The sequence below is a fragment of the Marinobacter shengliensis genome (assembly GCF_030297115.1).
GTDB classification, from domain to species: Bacteria; Pseudomonadota; Gammaproteobacteria; order Pseudomonadales; family Oleiphilaceae; genus Marinobacter; species Marinobacter shengliensis.
The window spans coordinates 1,615,087-1,640,026 of sequence record NZ_AP028062.1; the positions used below are offsets into that span (position 1 = coordinate 1,615,087).

Genomic DNA, 24,940 nt, shown 5'->3' on the forward strand with positions numbered 1-24,940 from the left:
CAAGGGAGACGTCTGTCATGAGTTATACCATTCCTTCCTGGCTCCCCTGGGGCCTGACTGCAGTCGCGATTGGCCTGGTCCTGGTTCAGGGTGTCATCCACGGGCGTCAGATCAGCGCATTGCGAGCTTCAACAAAACAGCGATGCGACACCCTGGGCCGTGAATTGCACGCTACGACCAGCGGCAGCATGGGCGTCGGCCAGCGCCTGGTGGCCTGCGAACGGCAACTGCACGAATTGCGTAATGCCCTGGATGAAATGCGCCAGAACGACCCACTGAGAATTTCCTACGACGAAGCAGCGCGCCTGGTTGATCTTGGTGCAGATATCGACGATCTTATGAATACGTGCGGAATATCCCGCCCCGAGGCCGAACTGGTGTCAGCACTGAAGAAACGTCAGGCGGCCTGATCCAAAGCTGTCACAGGCGCTGCTGAATGAAGAAACTCTACCCGAGAGCCGCCGAGGCTCTCAATGCTGTAGACCGGCGGGCGTTCGTCTCCGGTGTTGATATTGGCCCCTCGATTACTGGCCATTCCATTCCCAAAGAAGAAACCGTTGAACATCTGCTGGCACTTTGCCCGGAAATAGAGCCTGACCACGTGGTCATGCACATTGGCGGCGGGTCGGGCTATCTCACCGCCGTGCTCGCTGAACTTGCCTACCGTGTTCTTTACGTTGATCGCAATCCGGTCGTTGCCGAGAAGGCCAGAGAGCGTTTTACCCACGGAGGTAAGCACAACGTCGAGGTGCTGGTTGCTGACGCGGGTAATGGGATACCAACCGACGAGCTATGTGACCTGATCCTGTGCACCACCTTTATTCCAGAGCCGGCGGCGATGGTGACCGTTTTGCGGGATGGCGGAAAACTGGTGTGCCTGGAAGGCCGGGCGGGCCCGGTGCCGAGCCTGGCCATGTTTCAGCGCAGTGGCACCCGAATTGAGCGGGTTCGAACCCTGGGTTGGGTGGATTTCAATCGCAATGCCGAACAGATCCTGATTGATCTGGGGATTGTGGACGAAGCGGTTCTGGCGCAGGCCCGGGCGGAAGCGGCCGGGAAGAACGAACGCATTCTGGACGTGGTCCGGCGCAAGCTGAACCTGGAAGAGATTGATCTTTACCGGTCCCTGGCCCAACAGCGGGGAATGACCTTTACAGATGCTGACGAAGTGCTTGGTAGCCTGCAAACCGAGCTGTTCAGACGGTTCTCCCGTACCTTCCTCGATCTTTCCCGGATGATCCCGGTGGCAGAGGAAGACGGTAGCCTGACCGTGGTCACCGATGACCCTGACGCCCACACCGATCAACTCGAGCGCCTGACACCCAGGCACAGGATCACGTGCCTGCTGGTCACGCCTACCGATTTCCGAAGAATCTGGTCAGCACTGGATCTGACCGTCAAAGGCAGCCGGTTTGTCGCAGAGCACGGCAGGACCGTTCCGGAAAACGAGAATGAACGCTCCCGGGACTTGCTGGGTGAGGATAAGGGTAACAACCGGAATATCAGCCCCTATCTGGTATCGGTGTATGAGGCCATCCTGCTGGACGCGGTCAGTGAGAAAGCCAGCGACATTCACATTGAGCAGTACGAAAACCGGGTTCGAATCCGGTTACGGGTGGACGGAGAGTTGCGCGACTTGCCGCAGTATCAGTTATCTGCCCGTGAAATCCGGGGTGTGATCAACGTGATCAAACTGCGGGCCGAACTCAATATTGCCGAACACCGTTTGCCCCAGGGCGGGCGCTCCCGCCTGCAGCTGGGAGATACCTCGTACGATCTCAGAATCCAGACCCAGCCATCGTTGCATGGCGAAAATGCCATCATCCGGTTATTACCCCAGACCGGGCGGGCCATGACCATCGCCGAGCTCGGCATGTCTCCGGCTATTGGCAGCCGCTACCAACGGTTGCTGGATAACCCGGCAGGCCTGGTGCTGGTGGTCGGCCCGACTGGTTCGGGTAAATCCACAACCCTGTATGCCGGCTTGCAGACCCTTGCCGATGACGGCCGCCGTAAGGTGATCACGGTGGAAGATCCTATCGAGTATTCCATTGAGAACATCCAGCAAACCCGCGTGCGTGCGGACATTGGTTTCAGCTTTGCTGATGCCATGCGAGCCTTCGTGCGGGAAGATCCGGATGTCATTCTGGTGGGCGAAATCCGGGACCAGGAGACGGCTCTGGAAGCTATCCGGGCTTCCCAGACCGGGCACGTGGTGCTGTCGACACTGCATTGTAACGACGCCGTGGATTCACTCCAGCGCCTGTACGATCTCGGGGTTCACCCCAACTCCATCGCCGGTGAGCTGCTGGCGGTGATTGCGCAGCGTCTGGCCAAGCGCATCTGCAAACATTGCCGCAAACCGGCCAAACCGGACCCTGCCATTATGGCCGAGGTGTTCCCGGATGGCGCCCCTGCGGACTTCCGCTGTTTCGAGGGCAAAGGCTGCGACAAATGCAACGGCCGTGGCACCCAGGGGCGGGTGGCCATTATTGAGTATATGGAGGTGGAATCCGATATCCGGAACGCCATCTCCAGCCAGCCACCGATCGGTGAGCTGCGTTGGCGGGCACTGGATGCCGGTCTGGTAACCATGCGGGACAGCGCGCTGGATCACGTTATTGAGGGGATCATCCCGCTGTCTGAGTTGCCTCGCATCATACCGAGAGAGCGGATGGCACCGGAAGTTCGCGGCGGTCGCAGGAGTATCGGATGAAACAGAACAAACAAGCTGCCCGTTCGGCCCAGCGGGAACCGGCCGAGGTGACCTATCGGGAAGAGCTCGAAAAACTGATCGCGATGGATCCGGGCCCGATTCCGCCTGGCTGGCAAATGTCTCCCCGTGGGGTGGAAAAGTTCCTGCTGGGCGATGAGACGCTTGGCATCGAGCGCAAGTTCGTTGCCGATCGTGGTGTCGTGGTCCGTATTATTATTTCCCTGTGCACCAGCCGTGGTTGTTTGCTGGTTGGTGAGCCGGGAACGGCCAAGTCCTGGCTGTCTGAGCTGTTGGCGGCAGCCATCTCTGGCAACTCCACGTTGACACTTCAGGGCGGCGCCATCAGCCAGGTTAGCCAGCTCTTGTACAGCTGGAACGAAGCGATTCTGCACAGTGAAGGACCCACCCTGAACGCCCTGGTGCCAACACCACTGCTACGGGGCATGATGGAAGGGCGCCTGGTTCGCTTCGAAGAGATAGCCCGCTGCCCCCAGGCGTTGCAGGACGCCATACTGTCGGTATTGTCTGACCGGGTTGTGGTGATTCCGGAACTGGCCGGGGAGGAAGGGGTCATCCTGGCCCGGGAAGGGTTCAATCTGGTGGCGACCTCGAACAGCATCGATGAGGGGGTGCATAGCATGAGTGCCGCCCTCAAGCGCCGGATGGATTTCGAAGAAATTCGGCCTATCCGCCACCTGGCTGATGAAATGGACGTCGTCCTTCGTGAGGTGGCCAAGGCGAACCGACGCGCGGGTGTCGAGGTGGCGCTGGATGAGCCAGTGGTTGAGGTGTTGGTGACGCTGTTTCACGAATTGCGCAACGGCCAGACCCTGGATGGACGAAGCACCGACCGCCTGGCTGGCGCCGCCCTTTCAACCGCCGAAGCTGTCTCGGTGGCCCACGCGGCCAGTTTGAACGCCTGGTACTACGGTGGCGGAGCCATGACTGTGGAGCACCTGATGCACCACATCATTGGTTCTGCACTCAAGGATCAGCCGGAAGACCGGCGGCGCCTGAAGCACTATTTCGAGACCGCAGTGGCGCCCCGCAAAGGGGATCACTGGCAGCAGGCCTGGGCCCTGCGCTCACTGATCAACTGAAGCGCTGCCCTCGGTTGGCCGGGCGTCTCCGGGCGTCCGGCCCCGAATGTGAAACGCGAAAGCGAGTATTTCCGCAATCACCCGGTAAAGCTCTTCCGGGATTTCCTCGTTCAACGACAGTCTGGCGAGAATGCTGGCCAACTCGGCATTTTCATACAGCGGCACGTCGTGCTCCCTGGCGATGCGGATAATCTCTTCCGCCAGTTCCCAGGTCCCGGTTGCTGCGATAACCGGTGCCCGCTCGCCTTCGTATTTCAGGGCGACGGCTGCCGGTATGGCCGTGTCAGTCTGTTTGTTCTTCATGCCTTGGTGTCCACCAGTCGGTGTTCCAGTCGGGTTTGTGTACGCTGGGGGCTGCCGCGCCGGCAATCCAGGTCTTTTACCTCCAGCCCCAGGTCGGTCAGGCTCTGCCGAAGCAGCGGCAGTTCTTCGTGTACCTGGCGCAGGGTGCTCTGCTTCTCTGCCCACACCTGGGCACTGACGGATGGATACCGGAAAGAAACGTCGAAGTGAAGCGGCCCGGCTTCGTCCAGATCCATGGAAAGCGCCAGTCGCCATTCACTGACAGTGGCATGACCGGTGGTTCTGGCAGACTCCTCGTCCCTTTCATACTGTTCCAGCCGCAGTTGAGCCATTCGTGGTTCCTGCTGCGGCGTCAGCCAGGGCAATTCGATCAGTAGCGTGTTGATGGGTGTGCCGGGTTCGGCACCGGCCCTGGCAGTAAGCACCTGGCTATGGAGTTGATTGACGGTAATCCGGTTCAGCATGCCGGCCAGCAGGCGCAGGGCCTGTGCCACCGATATAGGTTCGGCAGTGCTGGATGATGAAGAAGCAGTGAAATTCGGGAATTGCAGAGGGGATTGAACCAGGTCGTGACTGGCAAGGGGGGTCAGCCGATTGAAGTGTTCGGGCCCCTGGCCCTGTGCAGCCAGGAGTGCGCCTGCAACCCGAGCCAGGGCCAGCTTCAGATCGGTCGGCGAACCCTGGGCCTGGCTGGAATGCAACAACCTGGATTCTGCGAAAACACCACTTTCGGTTAGCCATTGCCGGACCTGTTGGGCAATACCATCGGTCTTGCCCACGCCGGGTGCCAGGGCATCCGAGCGGGGTAGGCTGGCAAGCAGGTTCTGCAGTTGTTGCTGGGCCAGGGCAGGCAAGGGCTGGGTGGCATTCCCGGCCGGTGGTTGGCCAGGCTGTAGCCCAGGCTTCAATCCACTGGTCAGGCTTTGCAGCAGTTGCCCGAGCCCGGCCTGCAAATTCTGTTGCCAGGGCAGCCTCTGGGCCAGTGCCCGCGCAATACTTGCATCTGGCCCCGGGGCTAGTTTGCCAAGCAGTCGCAGCTCGTTGCCGGCCCGCATCACCTTGATCAGATCGCCCGCGGACAGGCCCGCGGAATCCGGGCCGGTCGAGACCGCCAGGGCACGACCACGCAACTCCAGAAGCAGTTCATGGCCACCACCTTTCTGTTGAATAATGTCGGCCACACGGGCCAGGGCGGTTTCATTATTGCTGAGCCGGAGTTGCATTAGCTGCTGCTGTGCAGATTTGAGCGGGTCTGCCCGGGGCACAGACGTTGCACCGTCCCGAAGTTCAGGGGTAGCCTGCCCGGATGAGCTCCGGGCCGCAGGCGCGTCCGGTGTTTTGACTGGAGGTTGTCCGCCGTTCAGCTTCATTGTCATGGATTTGATGTCGGGCAAGAGTATTCCGGTAACGCTTTCGTTATAATACGCCGCGCTGGCTGTGAATGCCGTGATTTCATGTTGGTACCTGCGTGACCTTCATCCATGCACCCGATGCCTGCTGCGCATCCTTCGTCCTGAAACGGGGCCACGATGTCCGAGCCGTTACTACAGGCGGTTGATCTCGAGTGTGAACGGGATGAGCGCCTGTTGTTCCAAAACCTGTCTTTCTCCATAGTGCCCGGTACGCTCACCCGTGTCGAGGGCCCCAATGGCTCAGGTAAAACCACTCTGTTACGTATTCTCGCGGGTTTGAACGATGCCTGGTCTGGAGACATTCTGTGGTGCGGGCAACCCCGGGGGCATGATCGCGAGTCGTTTCACCGAAACACCCTGTACCTGGGTCATCGGCCTGGTATCAAACCATTGCTGACACCGATGGAAAACCTGCGGGCACTGATGGCGGGACGCCGCCCGGTCAATGACGAGGTGTTGGCCCAGGCCCTGGCCGGCACTGGCCTGGCGGGGTATGAACATGTTCCCTGTCGCAACCTCTCGGCAGGCCAGCAGCGGCGGGTCGCGCTGGCCCGGTTGCTGATTGCTGACGAGCCCCTGTGGCTGCTGGACGAAGTATTTACCGCCATCGACGCGGATGGCGTTCAGGCGATCGAAACCCTGCTCAAGCAGCGAGCGGCAGAAGGCGGCGCCATTCTGGTCACCACCCATCATGACCTTCAGGTTGAGGGAATGGGGCGTATTACCCTGGGTGGGGGGGCAGTGTGATGAATAGTTCGGCTCACCCTTTGATAAAACCGGTGGAACAGGGCGTTGGGCCGCTAAGTGCCATGGTGGCGGTATTTGCTCGTGATGTCCGGGTCGCATTCCGGCAGCGGCAGGATTTGCTTAATCCTCTTTTGTTTTTCGTCATGGTTGTCACCCTGTTTCCCCTGGGTGTCAGCCCCGAGATAGGATTTCTGAAACAGTCTGGGGCGGGCATTCTCTGGGTGGCAGCGTTGTTGTCGGTGTTGCTGTCCCTTGATCATCTGTTCCGGCACGACTTTGATGACGGCACCCTGGAGCAGCTCGTGTTGCAGCCACAGCCCCTGTTCCTGCTTATCCTGGCAAAAACACTGGCGCACTGGATGCTCACAGGCCTGCCGCTGGTGATATTGACCCCGGTTTTGGGTGTTATGGTGCATCTGGACGGGAACTCTGTTGCAATTCTGTGTCTAACGCTGCTGATCGGCACACCGGTGCTCAGCCTGATCGGTTCCATTGGTGCGGCATTAACACTTGGGCTGCGCTCTGCGGGCGTGCTCTTGTCATTACTGATTATTCCGCTGTACATTCCCGTGCTGATTTTCGGTACCGGCACGGTGGCAGCGGCGGCAGAAGGTGCGCCGGTGGCCGGCTACCTGGCCCTGATGGGGGCATTTCTGGTGCTGGCCCTGACATTGGCCCCGTTCGCTTCCGCGGCAGCGTTGCGGATCAGTATGTCCAACAGTTAAACGCCCCGGGTGCGCCCGCCGGCAAAACGAACAGTGAACAGTAAGACGGTGACCAACTGATGTGGCAATGGTTTCACAAATTGGGTTCCCCCAAGTGGTTCTTCGGGATTGCGACCCGGTTTATGCCCTGGCTCCTGGCCGGCGGCTTGCTCCTGCTGGCAGCGGGGCTGATTTGGGGCCTGGCGTTTGCACCCAAGGATTACCTGCAGGGCAATAGCTACCGGATTATCTTCATCCACGTGCCCAGTGCCTTCCTGGCTCAGTCCATCTACATTTCCATGGCGGTCGCGGCTGTCGTGACCCTGGTCTGGCGCATGAAGCTGGCGGATGTGTTTGTCAAAGCCATTGCGCCGGTTGGCCTGATCTTTACCTTTCTGTCCCTGTTTACCGGTGCGGTTTGGGGTAAGCCAACCTGGGGAACCTGGTGGGTGTGGGATGCCAGGCTCACCTCGATGCTGATACTGCTGTTCCTTTATGGCGGTGTTATTGCCCTGGACCGGGCGATCAACGATGAAAAATCTGCCGCCCGCGCCGTCGCCGTCCTGGTTCTGGTGGGGGTAGTGAATATCCCGATTATCAAATACTCCGTAGACTGGTGGAATACACTCCATCAGCCCGCCACGTTCAAACTGACCGAAAAGCCCTCCATGCCCATGGAAATGTGGGTGCCTTTGTTGCTTTCCGTTCTGGGGCTGTACCTGCTGTTTGGCTGGTTGGCCTGTATCCGGATGAAGACCGAGATTCTGATCCGCGAGCAGAGAACCCGGTGGGTAAAAGACATGGTACTGGCAGGAAGGAAATGACCGATGGCGTTTGATTCGTTCTCAGCATTTATTGCGATGGAAGGCCACGGACCCTACGTATGGGTATGTTATGCGGTCTTTGCCGTTCTGCTTGCCGGCTTGATGATCTGGTCGGTGAAACGAAATCAATCGGCCCTGGAAGATTGCCAGCGCAGACATGACACAGAAAGCCGGGCATCTGCCAAGGCAACGGGCAAAGCAGCGGCAAGCTTTACCCGAGTTGAAATTCCCCAAGACTGAAGAGCAGGTAATTCATGCATCCGATTCGTAAAAAGCGACTGACCATTGTGCTGTTCCTGGTGGCCGGGCTTGCCATTGCCGTTGGCCTGACTACCTATGCTTTGCGTCAGAATATCAATCTGTTCTACGACCCCAGTGAAATCGCCGATGGCAAGGCGCCGGTGGATGTTCGCATACGGGCTGGCGGCATGGTCGAAGAGGGCAGCGTGGTGCGTGATCCGGAGAGCCTGAAGGTGGAATTCCGGGTAACTGATTACTCCGCCTCCGTGGCCATGGAGTATGTGGGTATCCTGCCGGATCTGTTTGCCGAAGGTCAGGGCGTTGTTGCCATGGGGCGACTCAACGCGGAAGGCCGGTTTGTTGCTGACCAGGTGCTGGCCAAGCACGATGAGACCTATATGCCGCCGGAAGTAGCCGAGGCCCTGGAACGAGCTTCGAAAGGCAGGCACCAGGCTGCCGACGTAGAGAAAGCCGCGGAATCCACCGCTTACTAATCAACGACTCCGACCCCCTGTTGCTGGAGGAACCCGATGTATCCGGAACTCGGACAGCTTGCACTTATTATCGCGCTGCTGCTGGCAGTACTCCTTTCTGTTGTCCCGTTAGCCGGGGCATTGACTGGCCGTGACAGCCTGCAGGCGTTTGCCCGCCCGCTGTCGACCGGTATGTTTGTTTTTACCGGCCTGGCTTTTGCCGTTTTGACCCATGCGTTCATGGTGGATGACTTCTCGGTTGCCTATGTCGCCAACAACAGCAACAGCATGTTGCCCTGGTACTACAAGTTCAGTGCGGTTTGGGGGGGGCATGAGGGCTCCCTGCTGCTGTGGATTCTGATGCTGGCGGGCTGGACACTGGCCGTTGCGGTATTCAGCCGGAAGTTGCCGTCTACCATGGTGTCTCAGGTATTGTCGGTGATGGGCATGATCTGTGTCGGGTTCTTCCTGTTCATTATCGTTACCTCCAATCCGTTTGACCGACTTTTGCCGAACATTCCGGCTGATGGCAGCGATCTTAACCCGTTGCTGCAGGATATTGGTCTGATTCTTCACCCGCCCATGCTGTATATGGGATATGTGGGCTTCTCAGTTGCGTTTGCCTTTGCCATCGCGGCACTGATAAACGGTAAACTGGATGCCGCCTGGGCCCGCTGGTCCCGCCCGTGGACAACGGTGGCCTGGGCGTTCCTGACCCTGGGGATCGCATTGGGAAGCTGGTGGGCCTATTACGAGCTCGGCTGGGGCGGCTGGTGGTTCTGGGACCCGGTTGAAAATGCCTCTCTGCTACCCTGGTTGTCCGGCACGGCGCTGATGCATTCGCTGGCGGTCACCGAAAAGCGCGGCGTGTTCAAAAGCTGGACCGTGCTTCTGGCCATCGTGACCTTCTCGCTGAGCTTGCTGGGTGCTTTCCTGGTCCGTTCCGGTGTGCTGACTTCGGTCCATTCCTTTGCCAATGACCCCGAGCGGGGTACGTTCCTGCTGGCCTTGCTGGGCATCACCGTGGTCGCCAGCCTGACCCTGTATGCTTTCCGGGCACCGGTGGTGCACGTTCGCTCCCGCTATGGCTCATTGTCACGGGAAATCTTCCTGCTGTTGAATAACGTGTTGCTGGTAGCGGCAACCATGCTGGTGGCGATCGGTACCCTGTATCCGCTGGTGCTGGATTACCTGAACCTGGGCAAGCTGTCGATCGGTGAACCGTTCTTCAACGCCACGTTTAGCCCTATGGCTGTGGCCACTGGCCTGTTGTTGGGCGCCGGGATCTTCTCACGCTGGAAGCGCACCGACGGTGGCTGGTTGGCCCGTAAGCTGCTCTGGCCCCTGGCGGTCAGCGTGCTGGTTACCACCGCAGTGATGCTGGTGTACGGCGGCTTTGCCCCCTGGGCCTTTGCCGGCGTATTCACCGCGGTCTGGGTAACGATGGCCACGGCTTGGGATCTATGGGACAAGTCCGCATCGAAAATGGGCCGCTGGTATGGTCTGAAGCGCCAGTCCCGCAGCTATTACGGCATGGTCTTCGGGCACCTTGGCCTGGCAATGGTCATTGCAGGGGCCACCGTGGTGTCCAACTATGGCATCGAGCGGGATGTACGCATGGTGCCAGGTGGTTCCGCTGAGGTCGGCGACTACACCGTGGTGTTCAACTACATCGGTGAGCGCCAGGGGCCAAACTTCAGGGCTGAGTATGGTGAGTTCGATGTGTTCCTGGATGGCAAGCAGGTTGCCAGCCTACACCCCGAAAAGCGTCATTACCCGGTGGGCATGAGTGTGATGACCGAGGCGGCAATCGACGCCGGACTGTTCCGCGATGTCTTTATCGCCATCGGTGAGCGCATCAGCGATGAAGCCTGGGCCATTCGCCTGCAGTACAAGCCCCTGGTTCGCTGGTTGTGGCTTGGCTCGTTGGTCATGGCGATCGGCGGTTTCCTGGCCATTTCTGACAAGCGTTACCGTATTCGAGTCCGCTCAGAGGCCAAAGACCCCGCATCGACTGGTGAAACCGGCGCTGCGGGCAGTAAGCCTGCGGAGGCCAACGTATGAGACGGGTAATGCTCTTCATGCCCCTGGTGGTTGCCCTGGTGGTGGGAATCTTGCTGGCCTCCGGCATTGGCAAGGATCCCTCGGAACTGGAGTCGGCCCTGATCGGCAAACCGGTACCGGAGTTCAACCTGGAAAACCTGCGGGAGCCAGGGGAAATGCTGGATCAGTCCCTGTTTCAGGGCGAAGTGTCGTTGCTGAACGTCTGGGCCGAATGGTGCCCGGCGTGCTGGGATGAGCACGAAGATCTGATGTGGCTGGCTAATGAGAAGGGTGTTCGTATTATCGGATTGAACTACAAGGACCAGAAAGAAAATGCCTTCCGTTTTCTCGGCCGCCTGGGTGATCCTTACCAGACCATTATCTTCGATCCTCGGGGTACCCTCGGGTTCGATCTGGGGGTATACGGTGCCCCGGAAACCTTCGTGATCGATGCCCAGGGGGTGGTGCGCTATCGCCATGTGGGCGTAGTCAACGAGCGGGTGTGGGAAGAGATCCTGTTACCTGTGATCAATCAGGCCAAGGGGAATAGCTGATGCGATTTATGCCTGTGATCCTGGCGGCACTGCTGGCGTTTGCACTCCCTGTCTACGCAGAGGCGCCACCCGAATTCTACGATTTCGATACCCAGGCTGAGGAGCAGCGCTTCAGAAACCTGATTGCTGAGTTGCGTTGTCCCAAGTGCCAGAACCAGAACATAGCGGATTCCAACGCGCCTATCTCCAAGGATATGCGTGACCAGGTCTACCTGATGATGCAGGCAGGTGCCACCAATGACGAGATTGTTGGCTCTCTGGTTGACCGCTTCGGTGAGTTCGTCAAATACAAACCACCGGTTGATCGTCGAACCATCATACTTTGGGCATTTCCTGCCATTGCGGTGTTTGGTGGCCTGCTGATTGTTGCGGGTGTGGTGCTCAGGTCCCGGGGGCGGGATTCGAACGAGCCGCCGCTGAGCCCGGAGGAAAAAGCACGAGTCGAACAGATGCTGGCTGACAAGGATCAGTCGTCACGTAGCTGATTCCGGTAATACATTTTCAACTGTGATGATATCTCCATGACCGAAACATTCTGGATTGCCGCAACGGTACTCATTCTCCTGGCTTTGGCGTTTGTACTGTACCCGGTCTTTTTTCATCGTTCGAAAGCGAGACTGGAAACCGATCTGAGAAACCAGAATCTGCTTGCCTATCGCAGCCGGCTGAAAGAGCTGGATAACGAGCATGAGTCGGGTGTTCTCGATGACGAAACCTATGGACTGCTCAAAGACGAGCTGGCAGGTGCCATGCTGGATGACGTGCCGGAGAATGCGGTGCCGGAGAAACGCATTCCGGGGCGCCGAAGCGCGATGGTGGTGGGCTTGGCGACAGTCCTGTTGCTGCCTGCGGGTACGTTTCTGGCCTATGATCGCTGGGGAGCCATGGAGCAGCTTGAGCAGTACCTGACCATGCAGGAGATGAATGCGTCTGATGGTGAGCAGGTGGCCCGGGTATCGGAACTGGCCGAGCAGTTGCGCACCCGACTGGAGGCCAATCCGGATAATGCTGACGGTTGGGCTATGCTGGGCCAGACCTACATGCGCATCGAACGCTATGAAGATGCGGCCCGAGCGTTCCAGCGGTTGGCGTCGGTTGTTGACGAAGACCCGGCATCCAGCGCAGTCGCCCACGGTCTTGCCGCGCAGGCACTTTTCTTCACCACCCAGGGTGAGCTGACTCCGGAGGTATTGGCCTCTATTGAGGCGGCGCAATCGCTCAATCCGGACGAGGTCAACTCTTTGGGATTGCTTGGCATCAGCGCATTCAGCCAGCAGGACTATCGGGCGGCGATTGACTACTGGGAGCGGATTGTCGAGGTAGCGCCGGATCACCCGCAGATTGCCTCAATTCGCGGTGGCATTGACGAGTCCTACCGGCGCCTGGGGCAGCAGTCCCCAGCGTCAGAGCAACGCTCCGAACCAGAGGTGGCTAGTGGCCCGGGTGTTTCTTTGCGGGTATCGCTGGATGAAGATCTGCAGGACCAGGTCCCTGCCGATACTGCATTGTTCATTTTTGCCCGAGCAGCGGGCTCCAGCCAGGGGGCACCGGTGGCTGTTGCTCGCCTGACTGCCGGCGCCTTACCGGCAGATATCCGGCTGGATGACCGTTATGCGATGTCACCGGAAACCACCATTTCAGCCGAGCAGGACGTGGTGATTATTGCGCGCCTCAGTCGTAGCGGCAGTGTCAACCCGCAGCCAGGAGACTGGCAGGGCAGGGTAGAGGCGCCGGTGCTGTCAGCGGATGCCCAAGGTGAGCCCGTGAATCTGGTGATCAATCAGGAACTCACCAACTGAGGCTCTGAGTTCCCTGCGGCCGGCTCCGTCAGTGTGACAGGCCGGCCGGATACAATGGCGGCAAAGCTGTTGTGCCGTTCGGGTTGGTCTGACGGTTTCGCAGCTCTTCCAGGCATCGGGTCAGTTCACTGGCCACCCGGTGGCCCTGGGATGGTGAATGATTTGAGAAAAGCCTTTCCTGAAGCTGCCCGACTGCATTCGCAAGGTCCGGGTCACCGCTGAAGTTGATGACATCCTCCAGAGTGACGAAAGTCTGGCCGGGAAATCGTAGCCTTGCCCATGTCACCATGAGCCCGGTGGTCTGGGCTGAGTGGTCATCAATGGCCGCCTTGAGCCTGGCGAACGCCTGACGTTCGCTGGCATCCTCCGGATGACTCTCGTTGGGTGCGGGTGCCTGCCGTTTGCGGCGGGAGTACCACCACAACCCCGCCGTGGCCAGCCACAAGCCTGCCAGAACGAGGCTGGAGATGAACCAGGGTGACACCCCGTCAACGCCAGATGGCGTAGTTACGGTTGCTTCCGGCAGTGCGTCTGGCGTTGGCCCGGACTCCGATAAAGGCGCGGCGACCACGGCGCTTCCACCGGCGATGGCGTAACGGCGTGTTGGCAATTCCGCGTATTCGAGCTCGTCGGTCTGGGTGTTCCACCAGGGGATGCGGATGGCCGGCAGCACAGCCTCGCCCGATTGCACCGGCACCAGGGCAGAGACCTGTTGCAGGGTCGAGCGCAGACCGTCTGTGGTGGTTTCCGTGTTTCTCAGTGGCTGTTCCGGGTAGCTGCGGATGGCATCGGGTACCGTTTGGGGCAGTGCCGGCAGGGCCTCGGAAGGCAGGCCAACGGCTTCCAGTGTCAGTTTTCGGTTCAGATTGCTGCCCGCCTGAAGTTCTCCGGAGGGCGGCAATCCTTCATCGGTCAGGCTCAGTTGGCTGGCAGGCAGCCAGGCTTGATTGGCGGGATAGCCGTCGGGTACTGGCTTTACCCTTACGTCGAAGAGCTCCTGGCGGTCTCGCAAAAAGCGGAGCTGGCCGGAGGCGTCACGGGCTTGTCCTTCAAAGCGGATTGGGGGCAGGGTCAGCTCACCCGGTTGTTGCGGGAAAATGGCATAGCGTCGCTCTACCACCCGGTAGCGAATACCATCTCGGTAGCGAGCGTATTCCCGCTGTTTTCCCAGGGGCTCAATAATTGCGTCGGGATGTTCGGGCTCTGACAGCTCGCCCCGAATCAGGTTTCCGGAGAAAAACAGCTGGATGGTCAGCACCAGCTGTTCCTGAACATAGACCTCGGCTTTGTCCGCTGCCAGCTCAATGAAACTGTCCCTGGCCGCGGTGGGTTGATTGGGTGGGGTGCCGTCGGTCACTTCAACAGTGACAGGGGATGAACTGGCGTCCTTGAAAGTCAATGCCGGGATGGTCAGGGTGCCGGTGCGGGTGGGTGCCAACTGGTAGGTCCAGGTAATCTCGCCAACCATGTCATTATTGACCGTTTGCACGCTGTAGCGCTGGTTCCGGGCAAGAATTTCGAAATCCGGTTCAACCTTCTCGATATCCGGTGATGGCAACTGAGACAGATCGAAGTTGAACAGATTGTTCAGGTTGATGTCGATTTTCATTGAGCCTTTGACCGTCAATGTAAGGACTTCCCCCTGATACAGTTGGGTGCGGTCTGGATCTACCGACAGTGTGTCCGCCAGGGCCGGGGAGGCTGTCAGCAACACGAGCAAGCCCAGACGGCTGATGGTTTTTAGAAAGCGTTTTACCATGGTGTGTCGCCCTCGTCCGCTGTGGTCTGACGTTGTTGATGTTGCTGCAGGAATTTGCGCTGCAGTAGTCCGCCGGGGTTGTCGGGTACGCGTCTTAGCCACTGTTCCTGGCCCTGGGTGAGGGGCTGTTCAGAGATGGCTGCCGGTGCTTCGGCGGTCTGCTCGCCGGTGTCCTGCTCTGTGTTGTCAGACGGTTCCTGCGGCTCGCCCTCGGCTGTGTCCTGTTCGGGCTCTCCATCGCTCTGATCGGTGTCATCGGGCTGATCAGCATCTGGCTGCCGGGACTGGCCGGGGTCATTGCCCTGATCGTTCTGTTCCGATTCTGAACCTTCGCCCTGCTGTGAATCCTGGTTCTGGTCACCGGAACTGTCCTGCTGGTCCTGATTATCCTGGTTCTGATCGCCGTTCTGCGAACTTGAGTCCTGTTGTTGTTCCAGCAACTGCTTGACCAGCTCATGGTTGGCCCGGGCATCTTCGAAGTCGGGATGATCATCCAGGGCCTGTTGGTAGGCATCAAGAGCCTGCTTCAATTGTCCGGCTCTGGCCAGGGCATTGCCTCTGTTGTAATGGCCAACAGCGCCCGGTTGGTCTGCGAAGGCCTGGGCGGCGTCATCGAATCTGCCATCCTGGTACAGGGCGGAGCCCCGCCAGCCTGGTTTCTGAAGCAGATCAGCGGCCCGCGCCGGGTTCTGCTCGATCAACTCCGGACCTCTCTGGTCCTCTCGCTGCCAGAACCCGCCCCAGTCAAATGCCATTGCCGGGCGGGGAGTCAGGGCCAGTGGCAGTATGGCCATCGCGCAGACGGCAAACGCCCCTTTTCGCCAGCCCAGCAGTAACAGGGGCAGTGCAAGCCACAACAACCAATAACCATCATCCTGCCAGCGGTTAACGGTCAGACCATCCTCACCCCGGGACCAGTCATCACTAACCTCGGGTTGCAATCGCAGTTGCCGGATGTCGGTGTCACCCAGAGTCAATTCGTGGCTGAACCCACGGTTTTCCCGAGCCAGTCTGGCAAGGCTGTCCGGATCGGCCCGGGTGATGACAATATTACCGTTATCCCTGATAAAGCCTCGCTTGGCCAGGGGAATGGGACCACCCTCCCGGGAGCCCACTACCAGAGTGTTCAGGCTGTACGGGGTGCCTTGCAACCGGGCACGGATATCGTTGTGGTGGCGGGCCGGTACGTCATCAGCAATCAGCAGAATGCGGCCCTGGCCAGGAGCGCCCTGCTCCAGAAGCTCGACAGCGCGCTTTATTCCGAGGTCAGCCCGATTGCCCTGGGCGGGCATGATGGTTGGCTCCAGCACGTTGAGCATGGCCTCTATGGTGCGGCGATCTTCGGTCAGAGGTGTCACAACATGGGCATCACCGGAATAGACCAACAGGCCGGTCAGGCCTCCTTCCCGGACACTCAGGATGTCCCGGATCTTGCGCTTGGCCAGAGTCAGACGGTCTGGTTCAACATCCGTTGCCAACATGGATAACGACAGGTCCAGTACGATCACCAGGCTGTCTTCGGGCTGTTTCAACGGCGTTGGTGCCTGGCGCCAACTTGGGCCTGAAAGTGCTATCGACAGGGCGAGGATGCCGAGGCTGAGTGGTAGCAGGGGAGAGATGGTCCGGGCCCCTGGTTGCTGCCCCTGACGCCGGATCAAAGGGTTCAGCAGCGCTGGCGGAATATAGTGCTCCCAGCCGGTGCCACCGTGCCGCAGCCGGTGGCGCATCAGGTACAGCAGGGGTATGGTCAGTGCCAGCAGCAGCCACAGTGGGCGGATCAGGTGAAAATCAGCCATGGTCTGCCCCCGGGTCGTTTGCCTTGTGCCGGATACTCCCGCCAAGCCGTGTCGCCAGCAGGAGCAGCCAGAGGCCGGCCGCTGCGCTGGCAGGCCAGACATAAAGTTCGGTGACGGGGCGATAGAATTGCCCGTCCTGTTCAATGGGCTCCAGTTGGTTGATGCTGTCGTAGATCATTTCAAGTTCCGGCAGGCTGCGGGCCCGGAAGTACCGCCCGCCAGTTTGCTCGGCCATTCGGGTCAGCAGGTCTTCGTCCAAGTCGCGGGAGGGGTTGACCCGTCGGGTTCCCAGCAGGCCTCGCTGGACCATGGAATCCGCTCCGATGCCGACGGTATAGACCCTGACGCCTGCTGCCTGGGCAATCTCGGTGGCTTTGTCCGGCGTGATCTGGCCTGCTGTGTTGGCGCCGTCTGTCAGCATTACCACCACCCTTTGGTCGTGGGGCCGGTCGCGCAGTCGTTTGACCGACAGGCCGATGGCATCACCAATAGCGGTTGCCCGCCCCGCCATGCCGATGCCGGATTCATGCAACAAGGTGCGTACGGTTTCCCGGTCAAAGGTCAGGGGAGCCTGCACATAGGGCTCGGTACCGAACAGGATAAGCCCAAGCCGGTCACCCTCCCGGTGGTCAATAAATTCATCCAGTACCCGTTTTACCGCCTCCAGCCGGTCGATGCCACGACCGTGCAGGACCATGTCTTTCTCATCCATACTCGGGGAGATATCCACCACCAGCATCAGGTCACGACCACTGACCGGCATCTGGATCTGTTCGCCGACATGCTGGGGCCTGGCAATGGCCACCACCAGGCAGAGCCAGGCCAGCAACAACAGCAGTTGCCGCCATCGGGGTGTCGCCTGACCACTGCTGCTGACTCCAGGTAACCCGGAAAGCCAGTGGCCGACAGGAATCACCGGTGCATCGGCTGCCTGATTGCTGTGTCGGCGGATCAGAAACAGCAAAGGCAGAAGTGCCAATAGCAGAAGCCAGGGATAAGCAAGGCTCATGATATCTGTGCCTCCAGCCAGAGGGCTGCGAAATCCAGCGCCTGGTTTGGATCGGCGGTTGGTCTGGGTTGCCAGGTGCTGGCGACCATGGCTTCCACCACCGGGCGGGAAGCGATCCGGTTGTCAGGTGCGGTTGCCAGCAAAAAGTTTATCCACTGTTCGCCAGACATGGCTTGCGGATTCTGCTTGGGGTGCACTTGCCGAGCCACCCGTTTCAGGAATGTGTTGAGTTTACCAAACCACTCAGGGGTTTTGCTGGCGCAGGCCTCAAGTTCCGTCAACAGGCTCCGGGCGTCACGGCGCCACGCGGTTTTTCGGCGCTGCCGCCGCCACAGCGTTACCGCGACCGCAAGACCGATGGCGCACACGATTGCCAGAAACCACCAACCGGGCGCCGGCGGCCAGATTCCGCCCGTGTCCGGAAGGTGGATATCCCGCAGTTGGGCCAGTGGGTCCTGTCCGTTCATCCGATGCGACCTCCCGGGCCCAGCAAAATACGTAGTGCGGCGGCAGGTTCCTGTTGAGTCAGTACCGTGGCTGCCTGCACCCCGGAGGTGCGGAAGCAGTCAGATAGCTGCCGTTCGTGGGAGGCTACTTTTTCGCGCCATGCCCTCTGGAAGGCCGTGTTGGAGGCATCGAACCAGATGGGGCCATCCGGGCCGGCAACGGCGAAACGCCCGCTAGGTGGTAACTCGTTTTCCAGAGGGTCAAGAATACGGATGGCGCTGACGCTGTTGTGCCTGGCCAGTGCACCCAACAGGCTGGTTGTTGTGTCTGTGACCGTCATGAAATCGCTGATCACAAAAATCCGACTGCCGGTATGGGCCACCCGGCGGGCCTCTGCCAGTGCGGTATCAAGCCGGTGTTCGTTAGCGGCGGACGGGGCGGGCGGTGAGTCAGACCGGTGCTGCAGGCCGGCCACCTGGTCCAGCAGGCGCAGTACCGATTTCTGACGCCGTGCCGGGCGCAGTACTTCCAGTTTCTCACTGTTGAACACCAGTCCACCTACCTGGTCACCGGCCCACAACGCAAGCCAGGCGAGCAATGCTGTGAGCTGGGCACAACGTACCTGCTTGTAGGCGCCGGCACTGGCGAAAAACAGGGTTGGGCCCAGGTCAGCGATCAGCAGAACCGGCCGCTCCCGTTCTTCTTCATACAATTTGGTATGGGGAGCCTGACGCCGGGCGGTTACCCGCCAGTCGATACTCCGGATATCGTCCCCGGGCTGATACTGGCGAACTTCGGAGAAGGTCATTCCACGGCCTCGCTGGCGAGATTGCCGGAGGCCAGACTGGCGGGACCGCACCGGCCGTGCCGAAGGCAGCTTCAGTGCCCGGGCGTCAGCCTGCAGTCTCACCAGCTCTTGCAAGGTGATGTGGGTGGCGGGAATTGCGTTAGCCATGCTGTCGTTACTGCCTCCTGCTGCAGGTAACTTCAGGCTGTCACCGGAACCTGGTCAATCAGTCTCTGGAGCACGGTGTCTGCGGTCATGCCTTCAGCCTCGGCTTCAAAGGTCAGCAAAATCCGGTGCCGGAGCACATCAAAGGCCATAGTCCGGACATCGTCCGGTGTGACGTAATCCCTGCCGTCCAGCCAGGCCAGGGCGCGGGCGCAACGGTCCAGCGCAATGGTGCCACGGGGGCTGGCGCCGAATGCGGTCCAGCGGGCCAGTTCCGGGTCCAGGCTGGCGGCATCCCGGGTGGCGAGAATCAGGGCTAACAGGTACTGCTCAACCGGTTCTGCCATGTAGATATCCGATACCGCCTGACGTGCAGACATCACCTGATCCTCTGTTAGACGAATGTCTACGTTCGGGATTCCCTGACGGTAGTCGCTGCGGGCAAGGTGCAGAATCTGTTTCTCGGCATCGGCAGACGGGTAGTGAATCACCACATGCATCAGGAAACGGTCGAGTTGGGCTTCCGGCAGCGGGTAGGTGCCTTCCTGCTCGATCGGGTTCTGGGTGGCCATCACCATGAACAGTTTGGGCAATGCGAAGGTCTGCATGCCAACACTGATCTGGCGCTCACCCATGGCTTCCAGCAGGGCGGACTGAACCTTGGCCGGTGCGCGGTTGATTTCATCGGCCAGCACGAGGTTGTGAAAGATGGGCCCGCGCTGGAACTCGAACAGGCCGGTCTCAGCCCGATAGATCTCGCTGCCTGTGACGTCGGAGGGCAGTAGATCCGGGGTGAACTGGATACGGTGAAAATCACCCTCAAGGTGGTCGGAGAGTGCTTTTACGGCGGTGGTTTTGGCCAGGCCGGGGGCACCTTCCACCAGTAAATGGCCATCAGCCAGCAAGGCAATCAGCAGCCGGTCTACCAGTTTCTCCTGGCCGATGATGCGTTTTGCCAGTTGTGCTCGGAGGTCACCAAACGTTTGCTGTAACGACATGAAATTCTTTGCTCTTGGTTCTTGATAGTCCAGCGGGCGCGGGACGAAATTCTGCGTAAGTAGTTGCCGCAGTTTTGGTGTCTGGCCGGCAAAAATCAAGGGCTTGACTATGCTTATGTGACGATACCCTGATTACGTTTATTTCACACAAACCAGAGGTTGGATATGAATGCGCTGACAATCGCCAGCAAGGATCAGTTTTTTGAACAGTTGGCCGATGCGTTCTCAGAGAAGATTGCGAAGACCGAGGCAAAAAAGATCGCGGAATTCGCCCGACAGCATTATGCGCATGTTCCTCTCGAGGAATTGGTGAGTCGCCGGTTTTCGGATACCTATGGTGCGATGCTTTCGGCGTGGCAGTTTATCCAGAAACGTAATGCCGAGGCGACACCTGTTTCAGTATTCAATCCCGATCTGGAAAGCGACGGATGGCAGTCCACTCATACCGTTATTTTCATCCTGCACCCTGACATCCCGTTCCTGATTGATTCGCTACGAATTGCCATTAATCAGCGTGAGATCGGGACGCACTCGATTCAATACTCGATCCTGAATGTGCAGCGGGACAAGGATGGCAAGCTCAAGAAGTTGTTATCCACTAAAAAGGCGACGGCGGGCGCCGCCTACGAATCGTTTATTGTCCTGGAGATAGACCGGCACAGCGCGCCGGAAGATCTGCGTAACCTTGAGGATGCCCTGCAGAATGTGCTCCACGAAGTGCGGATTGCCGTGGAGGACTTTCCGGTTGTCAAAAACAAGGTGAGTGAGATTCTTTCCGAACTCGAGGCCACGACGGCTGGCATCAGTGACGAAGGAAAGCAGGAGGCGAAGGCCTTCCTGCAGTGGTTGGTGGAAGATCATTTCACGTTCCTGGGCTATGACGAGTATGACTTCGCGAAGGACAAACAGGGCATGGTGGTCCGCCGGGTGGAAAATTCGGAGCTGGGTATTCTGCGGGTTAACAACGAGCGCCCTGACAAGGTTCGCCTGAATGAGCTGCCCCAGCGAACCCGACACGAGATGACCCGCACGGACGATATCTTCATCTTTGCCAAGTCGGCCCAGCGTTCCCGGGTACATCGCCCGGCGTACCCTGATTACATCGCAGTCAAGAAATTCAACAGCAAAGGGGAAGTGGTTGGCGAGCGGCGGTTCCTGGGGCTGTACACGGCCCGGGTTTACAACGAGCGGCCGGATGAAATCCCCCTGCTGCGTCGGAAGTTCCAGAGTGTCATGAAACGTTCCGGTTTCCTGACCGACGACTACGCAGGCAAGGAGCTGGAGCAGATACTCACTCTGTATCCCCGAGACGAACTGTTCCAGATTGAAACCGACGAACTGTTGCGGGTGGCCAAGAGTATCCTGTACATCCAGGAGCGCCGTCGAATTGAGCTGTTCATGCGCGAAGACGTCTACGGCCAGTTCGTGACCTGTCTGGCGTTCTTCCCCCGTGATATATACAACACCGAGCTGCGCTTGAAGGTTGAGCAGGTACTGCTGGACCGGCTGGAAGCGGAAGACATCGAGTTCGTTACCCACTTCTCCGAATCGGTGCTGGCCCGTGTACAGTTCACCATCCGGGTGCCGCAGGTTGAAAACCGGCAGTTGCCGCTGGCGGAAATCCGGGACAAGGTCATTGAACTGGCGCAATCCTGGCGTGATGGCCTGTATGAGGCGCTAAGTGAAGCCTACGGAGAGGAATACGGTAACGAGATGTACCGGGTATGGGCCGGTGGCTTCCCGGCGAGCTATACCGATATGTTCTCTCCCCGGCGGGCGGCTATTGATTTGGAGCACATTGTCGCCTCGGCCCGTAACGATGACCTGGCCATGAGTTTTTACCGGGCGCTGGAGGAAGACGAGAGCACCCTGCACTTCAAGCTGTTCTATCCGGATGAGCCGCTACCCCTCTCGGATGTGATGCCGATTTTCGACAATCTTGGCTTCCGCGTCATCGGAGAGCACCCCTTCGAAGTCATCGACCGTACCGGCAAGACGGTATGGATTCACGATTTCACCCTGCAGGCCCATTCCGGCAGCGTGGTCGACATTCATCGCATTCGTCCGATCTTCGAGGAGCTTTTCCGCCGGGTATGGCACGGTGAGGCGGAGAACGACGCCTTCAACCGGATGATGCTGTCGTCCTACATGAGCTGGAGGGAAATCGCGCTGTTGCGGACTTATGCCCGCTATATGCGCCAGATCCGCTTCTCCAATAGCCAGACCTTTATCTCCAACACCCTGGTGAACCACGTCAGTCTGACCCGGACACTGTTGGAGCTGTTTGAGATCCGTTTCAATCCGGACCGGTTCCAGAGCCGGGGCAAGTGCGAAGCGGCTCAGCAGAAGCTGGAAATTGAGTTCAATGCCGGCCTTGATGAAGTTGAGAACCTCAGTGAAGACCGGGTGCTGCGGCTGTTCATGGAACTGATGCAGGCCACGTTACGCACCAATTATTACCAGCCGGATGCCGACGGTCAGCCGAAGCCTTACATCAGCGTGAAGTTTGCCCCAACCCGGATACCGGACATGCCGTTGCCCATGCCCATGTTCGAGATCTTCGTTTACTCGCCGAGGGTTGAGGGTGTGCACTTGCGTGGCGGTAAAGTGGCCCGTGGTGGCCTGCGCTGGTCCGACCGTTTCGAGGACTATCGCACTGAGATTCTGGGCCTGGTCAAGGCCCAGCAGGTGAAGAATGCCGTCATCGTGCCTGTTGGCGCGAAAGGTGGTTTTGTGGCCAAGCGCCTGCCAGATCCTTCGGACCGCGAGGCGTTCCAGGCGGAGGGTATTGCTGCCTACAAAACATTCATTCGCGGGTTGCTGGATATCACTGACAATCTGGTGGATTCGGCCATTGAGCCGCCGCAGCGGGTTATCCGTCACGATGACGATGATCACTATCTGGTGGTTGCTGCGGACAAAGGCACGGCGACCTTCTCGGACATTGCCAACGGATTGGCGGCCGAATACGGCTTCTGGATGGGCGATGCGTTCGCCTCTGGTGGCAGTAATGGCTATGACCACAAGAAAATGGGCATCACCGCCCGGGGTGCCTGGGTGTCGGTTGAGCGGCACTTCCGCGAAATGGGCATCAACCCCGCGGTAGACGAATTTTCTGCCATTGGTATTGGCGACATGGCCGGCGACGTTTTCGGTAATGGATTGCTGTGCTCCGAGAAAACACGACTGGTAGCGGCCTTCAACCACATTCACATTTTCATCGATCCCAACCCGGATGCTGAAAAGAGCTTCAAGGAGCGTAAGCGGCTGTTTGAGTTACCCCGTTCAGCCTGGACCGATTACGATGCCAAGCTGATTTCCAAGGGGGGTGGCGTATTCAGCCGGAGCGCCAAGTCCATTCCGGTCAGCCCGGAGATGAAAAAACTGCTGGGTATCAAGGCCGACCGTGTGCCGCCCAATATGCTGATTAGCCACATTCTCAAGGCGGAAGTGGATCTGCTTTGGGTGGGTGGTATTGGCACCTATGTAAAATCTGCCTCTGAAAGCCACTCCGATGTAGGCGACAAAGCCAACGATGGCCTTCGAGTCAACGGCGGTGAGCTGCGCTGCAAGGTGGTCGGAGAGGGCGGTAACCTGGGCTTTACCCAGCTCGGGCGCATCGAATACGCCTTGAAAGGCGGTCGGCTGAATACCGATTTCATCGATAACTCTGGCGGTGTGGATTGCTCGGACCATGAAGTGAACATGAAGATCCTGCTCAACCGTGCGGTCGCCATGGGCGATCTCACCGGCAAGCAGCGCAATATCATGCTCGAAGAAATGACCGACGATGTTTCCGCATTGGTGCTCAAGAATAACTACCGCCAGACCCAGGCCATCAGCATCGCCAGTATCGATACGGCGCCACGCCTGGAAGAGTATCGCCGGCTGATGAATACCTTCGAAGGTCAGGGCAAGCTGAACCGGGATCTGGAGTTTCTGCCGGACGACGAAGCGTTGTCGGAACGCAAACTGGCCAAGAAGGGCCTGACCCGACCTGAATTGTCGGTGCTGATTTCCTATGTCAAAGGCGACCTGAAACAGACCTTGATTGACAGCGACCTGCCGGATGACCCGCTGCTGGCCGGGGAAATGTACAAGGTGTTCCCGAAGGAACTCACCAAGCGGTTTTCCTCAGAGCTTGGCGAGCACCAGTTGCGGCGGGAGATCATCGCGACGCAGATTGCCAACGATATGGTTAACCACATGGGTATCACCTTTGTCGAGCGGCTGAACCAGTCAACGGGCGCGGATGCGGCATCCATTGCCCTGGCCTGGATTATTGCCCGCGACGTCTTCCGCATTGACAACTGGTGGGACCGCATTGAAGCACTGGATTACCATGTGTCGGCCAGTTTGCAGATAGAACTGATGCAGGACCTGATGCGCCTGATGCGACGGGCTGTGCGCTGGCTGCTTCGCAATCGCCGGGCAGAGCTCAATATCCAGAGCCATATGGAACGCTTTGCCGACAGTGTCTGGGCGATCACGTCCAGCCTGCCAGAGTACCTGGGTGAGCAGGCGTGTGCCGTCTGGGAAAAACGCCATTCGGATTTGGCCAGTGCGGGCCTGCCAAAAGACCTTGCCCAGGTACTGGCTGGTACCGGGTATCTGTATTCATCCCTCGGCATTATTGAAGCTCAGGAGGCAACCGGTATGCCACTCAAGACCGTGGCCAACCTCTACTATGACCTGGGTGAGCGGCTTGATCTGAACTGGTTCGCCAACTCGATTGCCGTGCTGACACCGAATTCCCATTGGCAGGCGCTGGCCCGTGAGAGCTTCCGGGAAGATCTGGATTGGCAGCAACGGGCCCTGACGACGGGCGTTCTTAAGCTGGCCAGAAAACCCGAGGATGTCATGGTCAGTGTGGACGCCTGGCAGGTGAAGCATCAGCCCATGATTGATCGCTGGAAAGCCATGCTGGCCGAGCTGAAGAGTGCCCGGGAGCCCGAATACGCAATGTTTTCAGTGGCTTTGCGGGAGCTGTTGGACCTGGCCCAGAGCACCATGCATCAGTCGCCCGAAGACGCCAAGACCAACTGACTATTGCGTTATGCCGTT

21 protein-coding genes are annotated in these 24,940 nt (G+C 59.0%); 13 read left to right on the forward strand and 8 right to left on the reverse strand.

Annotated features, from left to right (window positions below; genetic code table 11):
* Positions 1-17 precede the first annotated feature (17 nt).
* The 3 genes from QUE75_RS07370 to QUE75_RS07380 are packed head-to-tail and all read left to right on the forward strand — an operon-like array spanning position 18 to position 3,816.
* Positions 18-410, forward strand: coding sequence for a DUF2802 domain-containing protein (locus QUE75_RS07370; protein WP_061331825.1), 393 nt, complete (start codon positions 18-20; stop codon positions 408-410).
* A 26-nt stretch (positions 411-436) separates the two neighbouring features.
* Positions 437-2,716, forward strand: coding sequence for an ATPase, T2SS/T4P/T4SS family (locus tag QUE75_RS07375; RefSeq protein WP_286254752.1), 2,280 nt, complete (start codon positions 437-439; stop codon positions 2,714-2,716).
* On the forward strand, positions 2,713-3,816 hold the full coding sequence (locus QUE75_RS07380) for an ATP-binding protein (protein WP_286254754.1): 1,104 nt from the start codon (positions 2,713-2,715) through the stop codon (positions 3,814-3,816). The genes QUE75_RS07375 and QUE75_RS07380 overlap by 4 nt, the downstream gene beginning before the upstream one ends.
* Here the strand turns inward: QUE75_RS07380 and QUE75_RS07385 are convergent.
* Together QUE75_RS07385 and fliK are read right to left on the reverse strand one after the other, a co-directional pair.
* Complete coding sequence (locus tag QUE75_RS07385; protein ID WP_106695418.1) at positions 3,802-4,119, reverse strand: EscU/YscU/HrcU family type III secretion system export apparatus switch protein; 318 nt, start codon at positions 4,117-4,119, stop codon at positions 3,802-3,804. The genes QUE75_RS07380 and QUE75_RS07385 overlap by 15 nt on opposite strands.
* Positions 4,116-5,513 carry a flagellar hook-length control protein FliK gene (gene fliK, locus QUE75_RS07390; RefSeq protein WP_286254756.1) on the reverse strand — a complete coding sequence of 466 codons (1,398 nt, stop codon included), beginning with the start codon at positions 5,511-5,513 and terminating at the stop codon, positions 4,116-4,118. The genes QUE75_RS07385 and fliK overlap by 4 nt, the downstream gene beginning before the upstream one ends.
* A 135-nt stretch (positions 5,514-5,648) precedes the next feature.
* On the opposite strand from fliK, the gene ccmA reads away from it, so the two are divergent.
* The 9 genes from ccmA to ccmI are packed head-to-tail and all read left to right on the forward strand — an operon-like array spanning position 5,649 to position 12,915.
* On the forward strand, positions 5,649-6,278 hold the full coding sequence (gene ccmA / locus QUE75_RS07395) for a cytochrome c biogenesis heme-transporting ATPase CcmA (protein WP_072677646.1): 630 nt from the start codon (positions 5,649-5,651) through the stop codon (positions 6,276-6,278).
* On the forward strand, positions 6,278-7,003 hold the full coding sequence (gene ccmB / locus QUE75_RS07400) for a heme exporter protein CcmB (protein WP_230714292.1): 726 nt from the start codon (positions 6,278-6,280) through the stop codon (positions 7,001-7,003). The genes ccmA and ccmB overlap by 1 nt, the downstream gene beginning before the upstream one ends.
* 59 nt (positions 7,004-7,062) lie before the next feature.
* Positions 7,063-7,806 (forward strand): heme ABC transporter permease CcmC, encoded by a 744-nt coding sequence (ccmC, locus tag QUE75_RS07405; RefSeq protein ID WP_152437774.1) that lies wholly within the window; start codon positions 7,063-7,065, stop codon positions 7,804-7,806.
* A gap of 3 nt (positions 7,807-7,809) precedes the next feature.
* Entirely contained in the window at positions 7,810-8,046 is a 237-nt protein-coding gene (gene ccmD, locus QUE75_RS07410) for a heme exporter protein CcmD (protein WP_106695421.1), read from the forward strand.
* A gap of 14 nt (positions 8,047-8,060) precedes the next feature.
* Entirely contained in the window at positions 8,061-8,540 is a 480-nt protein-coding gene (gene ccmE, locus QUE75_RS07415; protein ID WP_106695422.1) for a cytochrome c maturation protein CcmE, read from the forward strand.
* 36 nt (positions 8,541-8,576) lie between these two features.
* Complete coding sequence (locus QUE75_RS07420) at positions 8,577-10,583, forward strand: heme lyase CcmF/NrfE family subunit (RefSeq protein ID WP_286254781.1); 2,007 nt, start codon at positions 8,577-8,579, stop codon at positions 10,581-10,583.
* On the forward strand, positions 10,580-11,116 hold the full coding sequence (locus QUE75_RS07425; protein ID WP_286254783.1) for a DsbE family thiol:disulfide interchange protein: 537 nt from the start codon (positions 10,580-10,582) through the stop codon (positions 11,114-11,116). Before QUE75_RS07420 ends, QUE75_RS07425 begins: the two co-directional genes overlap by 4 nt.
* Positions 11,116-11,601 (forward strand): cytochrome c-type biogenesis protein, encoded by a 486-nt coding sequence (locus QUE75_RS07430; protein ID WP_286254785.1) that lies wholly within the window; start codon positions 11,116-11,118, stop codon positions 11,599-11,601. The genes QUE75_RS07425 and QUE75_RS07430 overlap by 1 nt, the downstream gene beginning before the upstream one ends.
* Before the next feature lie 36 nt (positions 11,602-11,637).
* Positions 11,638-12,915, forward strand: coding sequence for a c-type cytochrome biogenesis protein CcmI (gene ccmI, locus QUE75_RS07435; RefSeq protein WP_286254787.1), 1,278 nt, complete (start codon positions 11,638-11,640; stop codon positions 12,913-12,915).
* 28 nt (positions 12,916-12,943) lie between these two features.
* Here ccmI and QUE75_RS07440 read toward each other — a convergent pair whose 3' ends face one another.
* Genes QUE75_RS07440 through QUE75_RS07465 form a run of 6 tightly spaced genes read right to left on the reverse strand, consistent with a single transcriptional unit; the run spans position 12,944 to position 19,876 of the window.
* Positions 12,944-14,674 carry a BatD family protein gene (locus tag QUE75_RS07440; RefSeq protein WP_286254789.1) on the reverse strand — a complete coding sequence of 577 codons (1,731 nt, stop codon included), beginning with the start codon at positions 14,672-14,674 and terminating at the stop codon, positions 12,944-12,946.
* Positions 14,668-16,470 (reverse strand): VWA domain-containing protein, encoded by a 1,803-nt coding sequence (locus tag QUE75_RS07445; protein WP_286254791.1) that lies wholly within the window; start codon positions 16,468-16,470, stop codon positions 14,668-14,670. Before QUE75_RS07445 ends, QUE75_RS07440 begins: the two co-directional genes overlap by 7 nt.
* Positions 16,463-17,482, reverse strand: a complete 1,020-nt coding sequence (locus tag QUE75_RS07450; RefSeq protein WP_286255628.1) for a vWA domain-containing protein — start codon at positions 17,480-17,482, stop codon at positions 16,463-16,465. Before QUE75_RS07450 ends, QUE75_RS07445 begins: the two co-directional genes overlap by 8 nt.
* The gene (locus QUE75_RS07455) at positions 17,476-17,946 is read right to left on the reverse strand and encodes a DUF4381 domain-containing protein (protein WP_286254793.1); all 471 of its coding nucleotides are present in this window, start codon (positions 17,944-17,946) and stop codon (positions 17,476-17,478) included. The genes QUE75_RS07450 and QUE75_RS07455 overlap by 7 nt, the downstream gene beginning before the upstream one ends.
* Positions 17,943-18,881 (reverse strand): DUF58 domain-containing protein, encoded by a 939-nt coding sequence (locus QUE75_RS07460; RefSeq protein ID WP_106695430.1) that lies wholly within the window; start codon positions 18,879-18,881, stop codon positions 17,943-17,945. Before QUE75_RS07460 ends, QUE75_RS07455 begins: the two co-directional genes overlap by 4 nt.
* A gap of 32 nt (positions 18,882-18,913) precedes the next feature.
* A complete protein-coding gene (locus tag QUE75_RS07465) occupies positions 18,914-19,876 on the reverse strand; it encodes an AAA family ATPase (protein WP_286254798.1) in 963 nt (320 codons plus the stop codon).
* A 165-nt stretch (positions 19,877-20,041) separates the two neighbouring features.
* On the opposite strand from QUE75_RS07465, the gene QUE75_RS07470 reads away from it, so the two are divergent.
* Complete coding sequence (locus QUE75_RS07470; protein WP_286254800.1) at positions 20,042-24,922, forward strand: NAD-glutamate dehydrogenase; 4,881 nt, start codon at positions 20,042-20,044, stop codon at positions 24,920-24,922.
* Positions 24,923-24,940 lie beyond the last annotated feature (18 nt).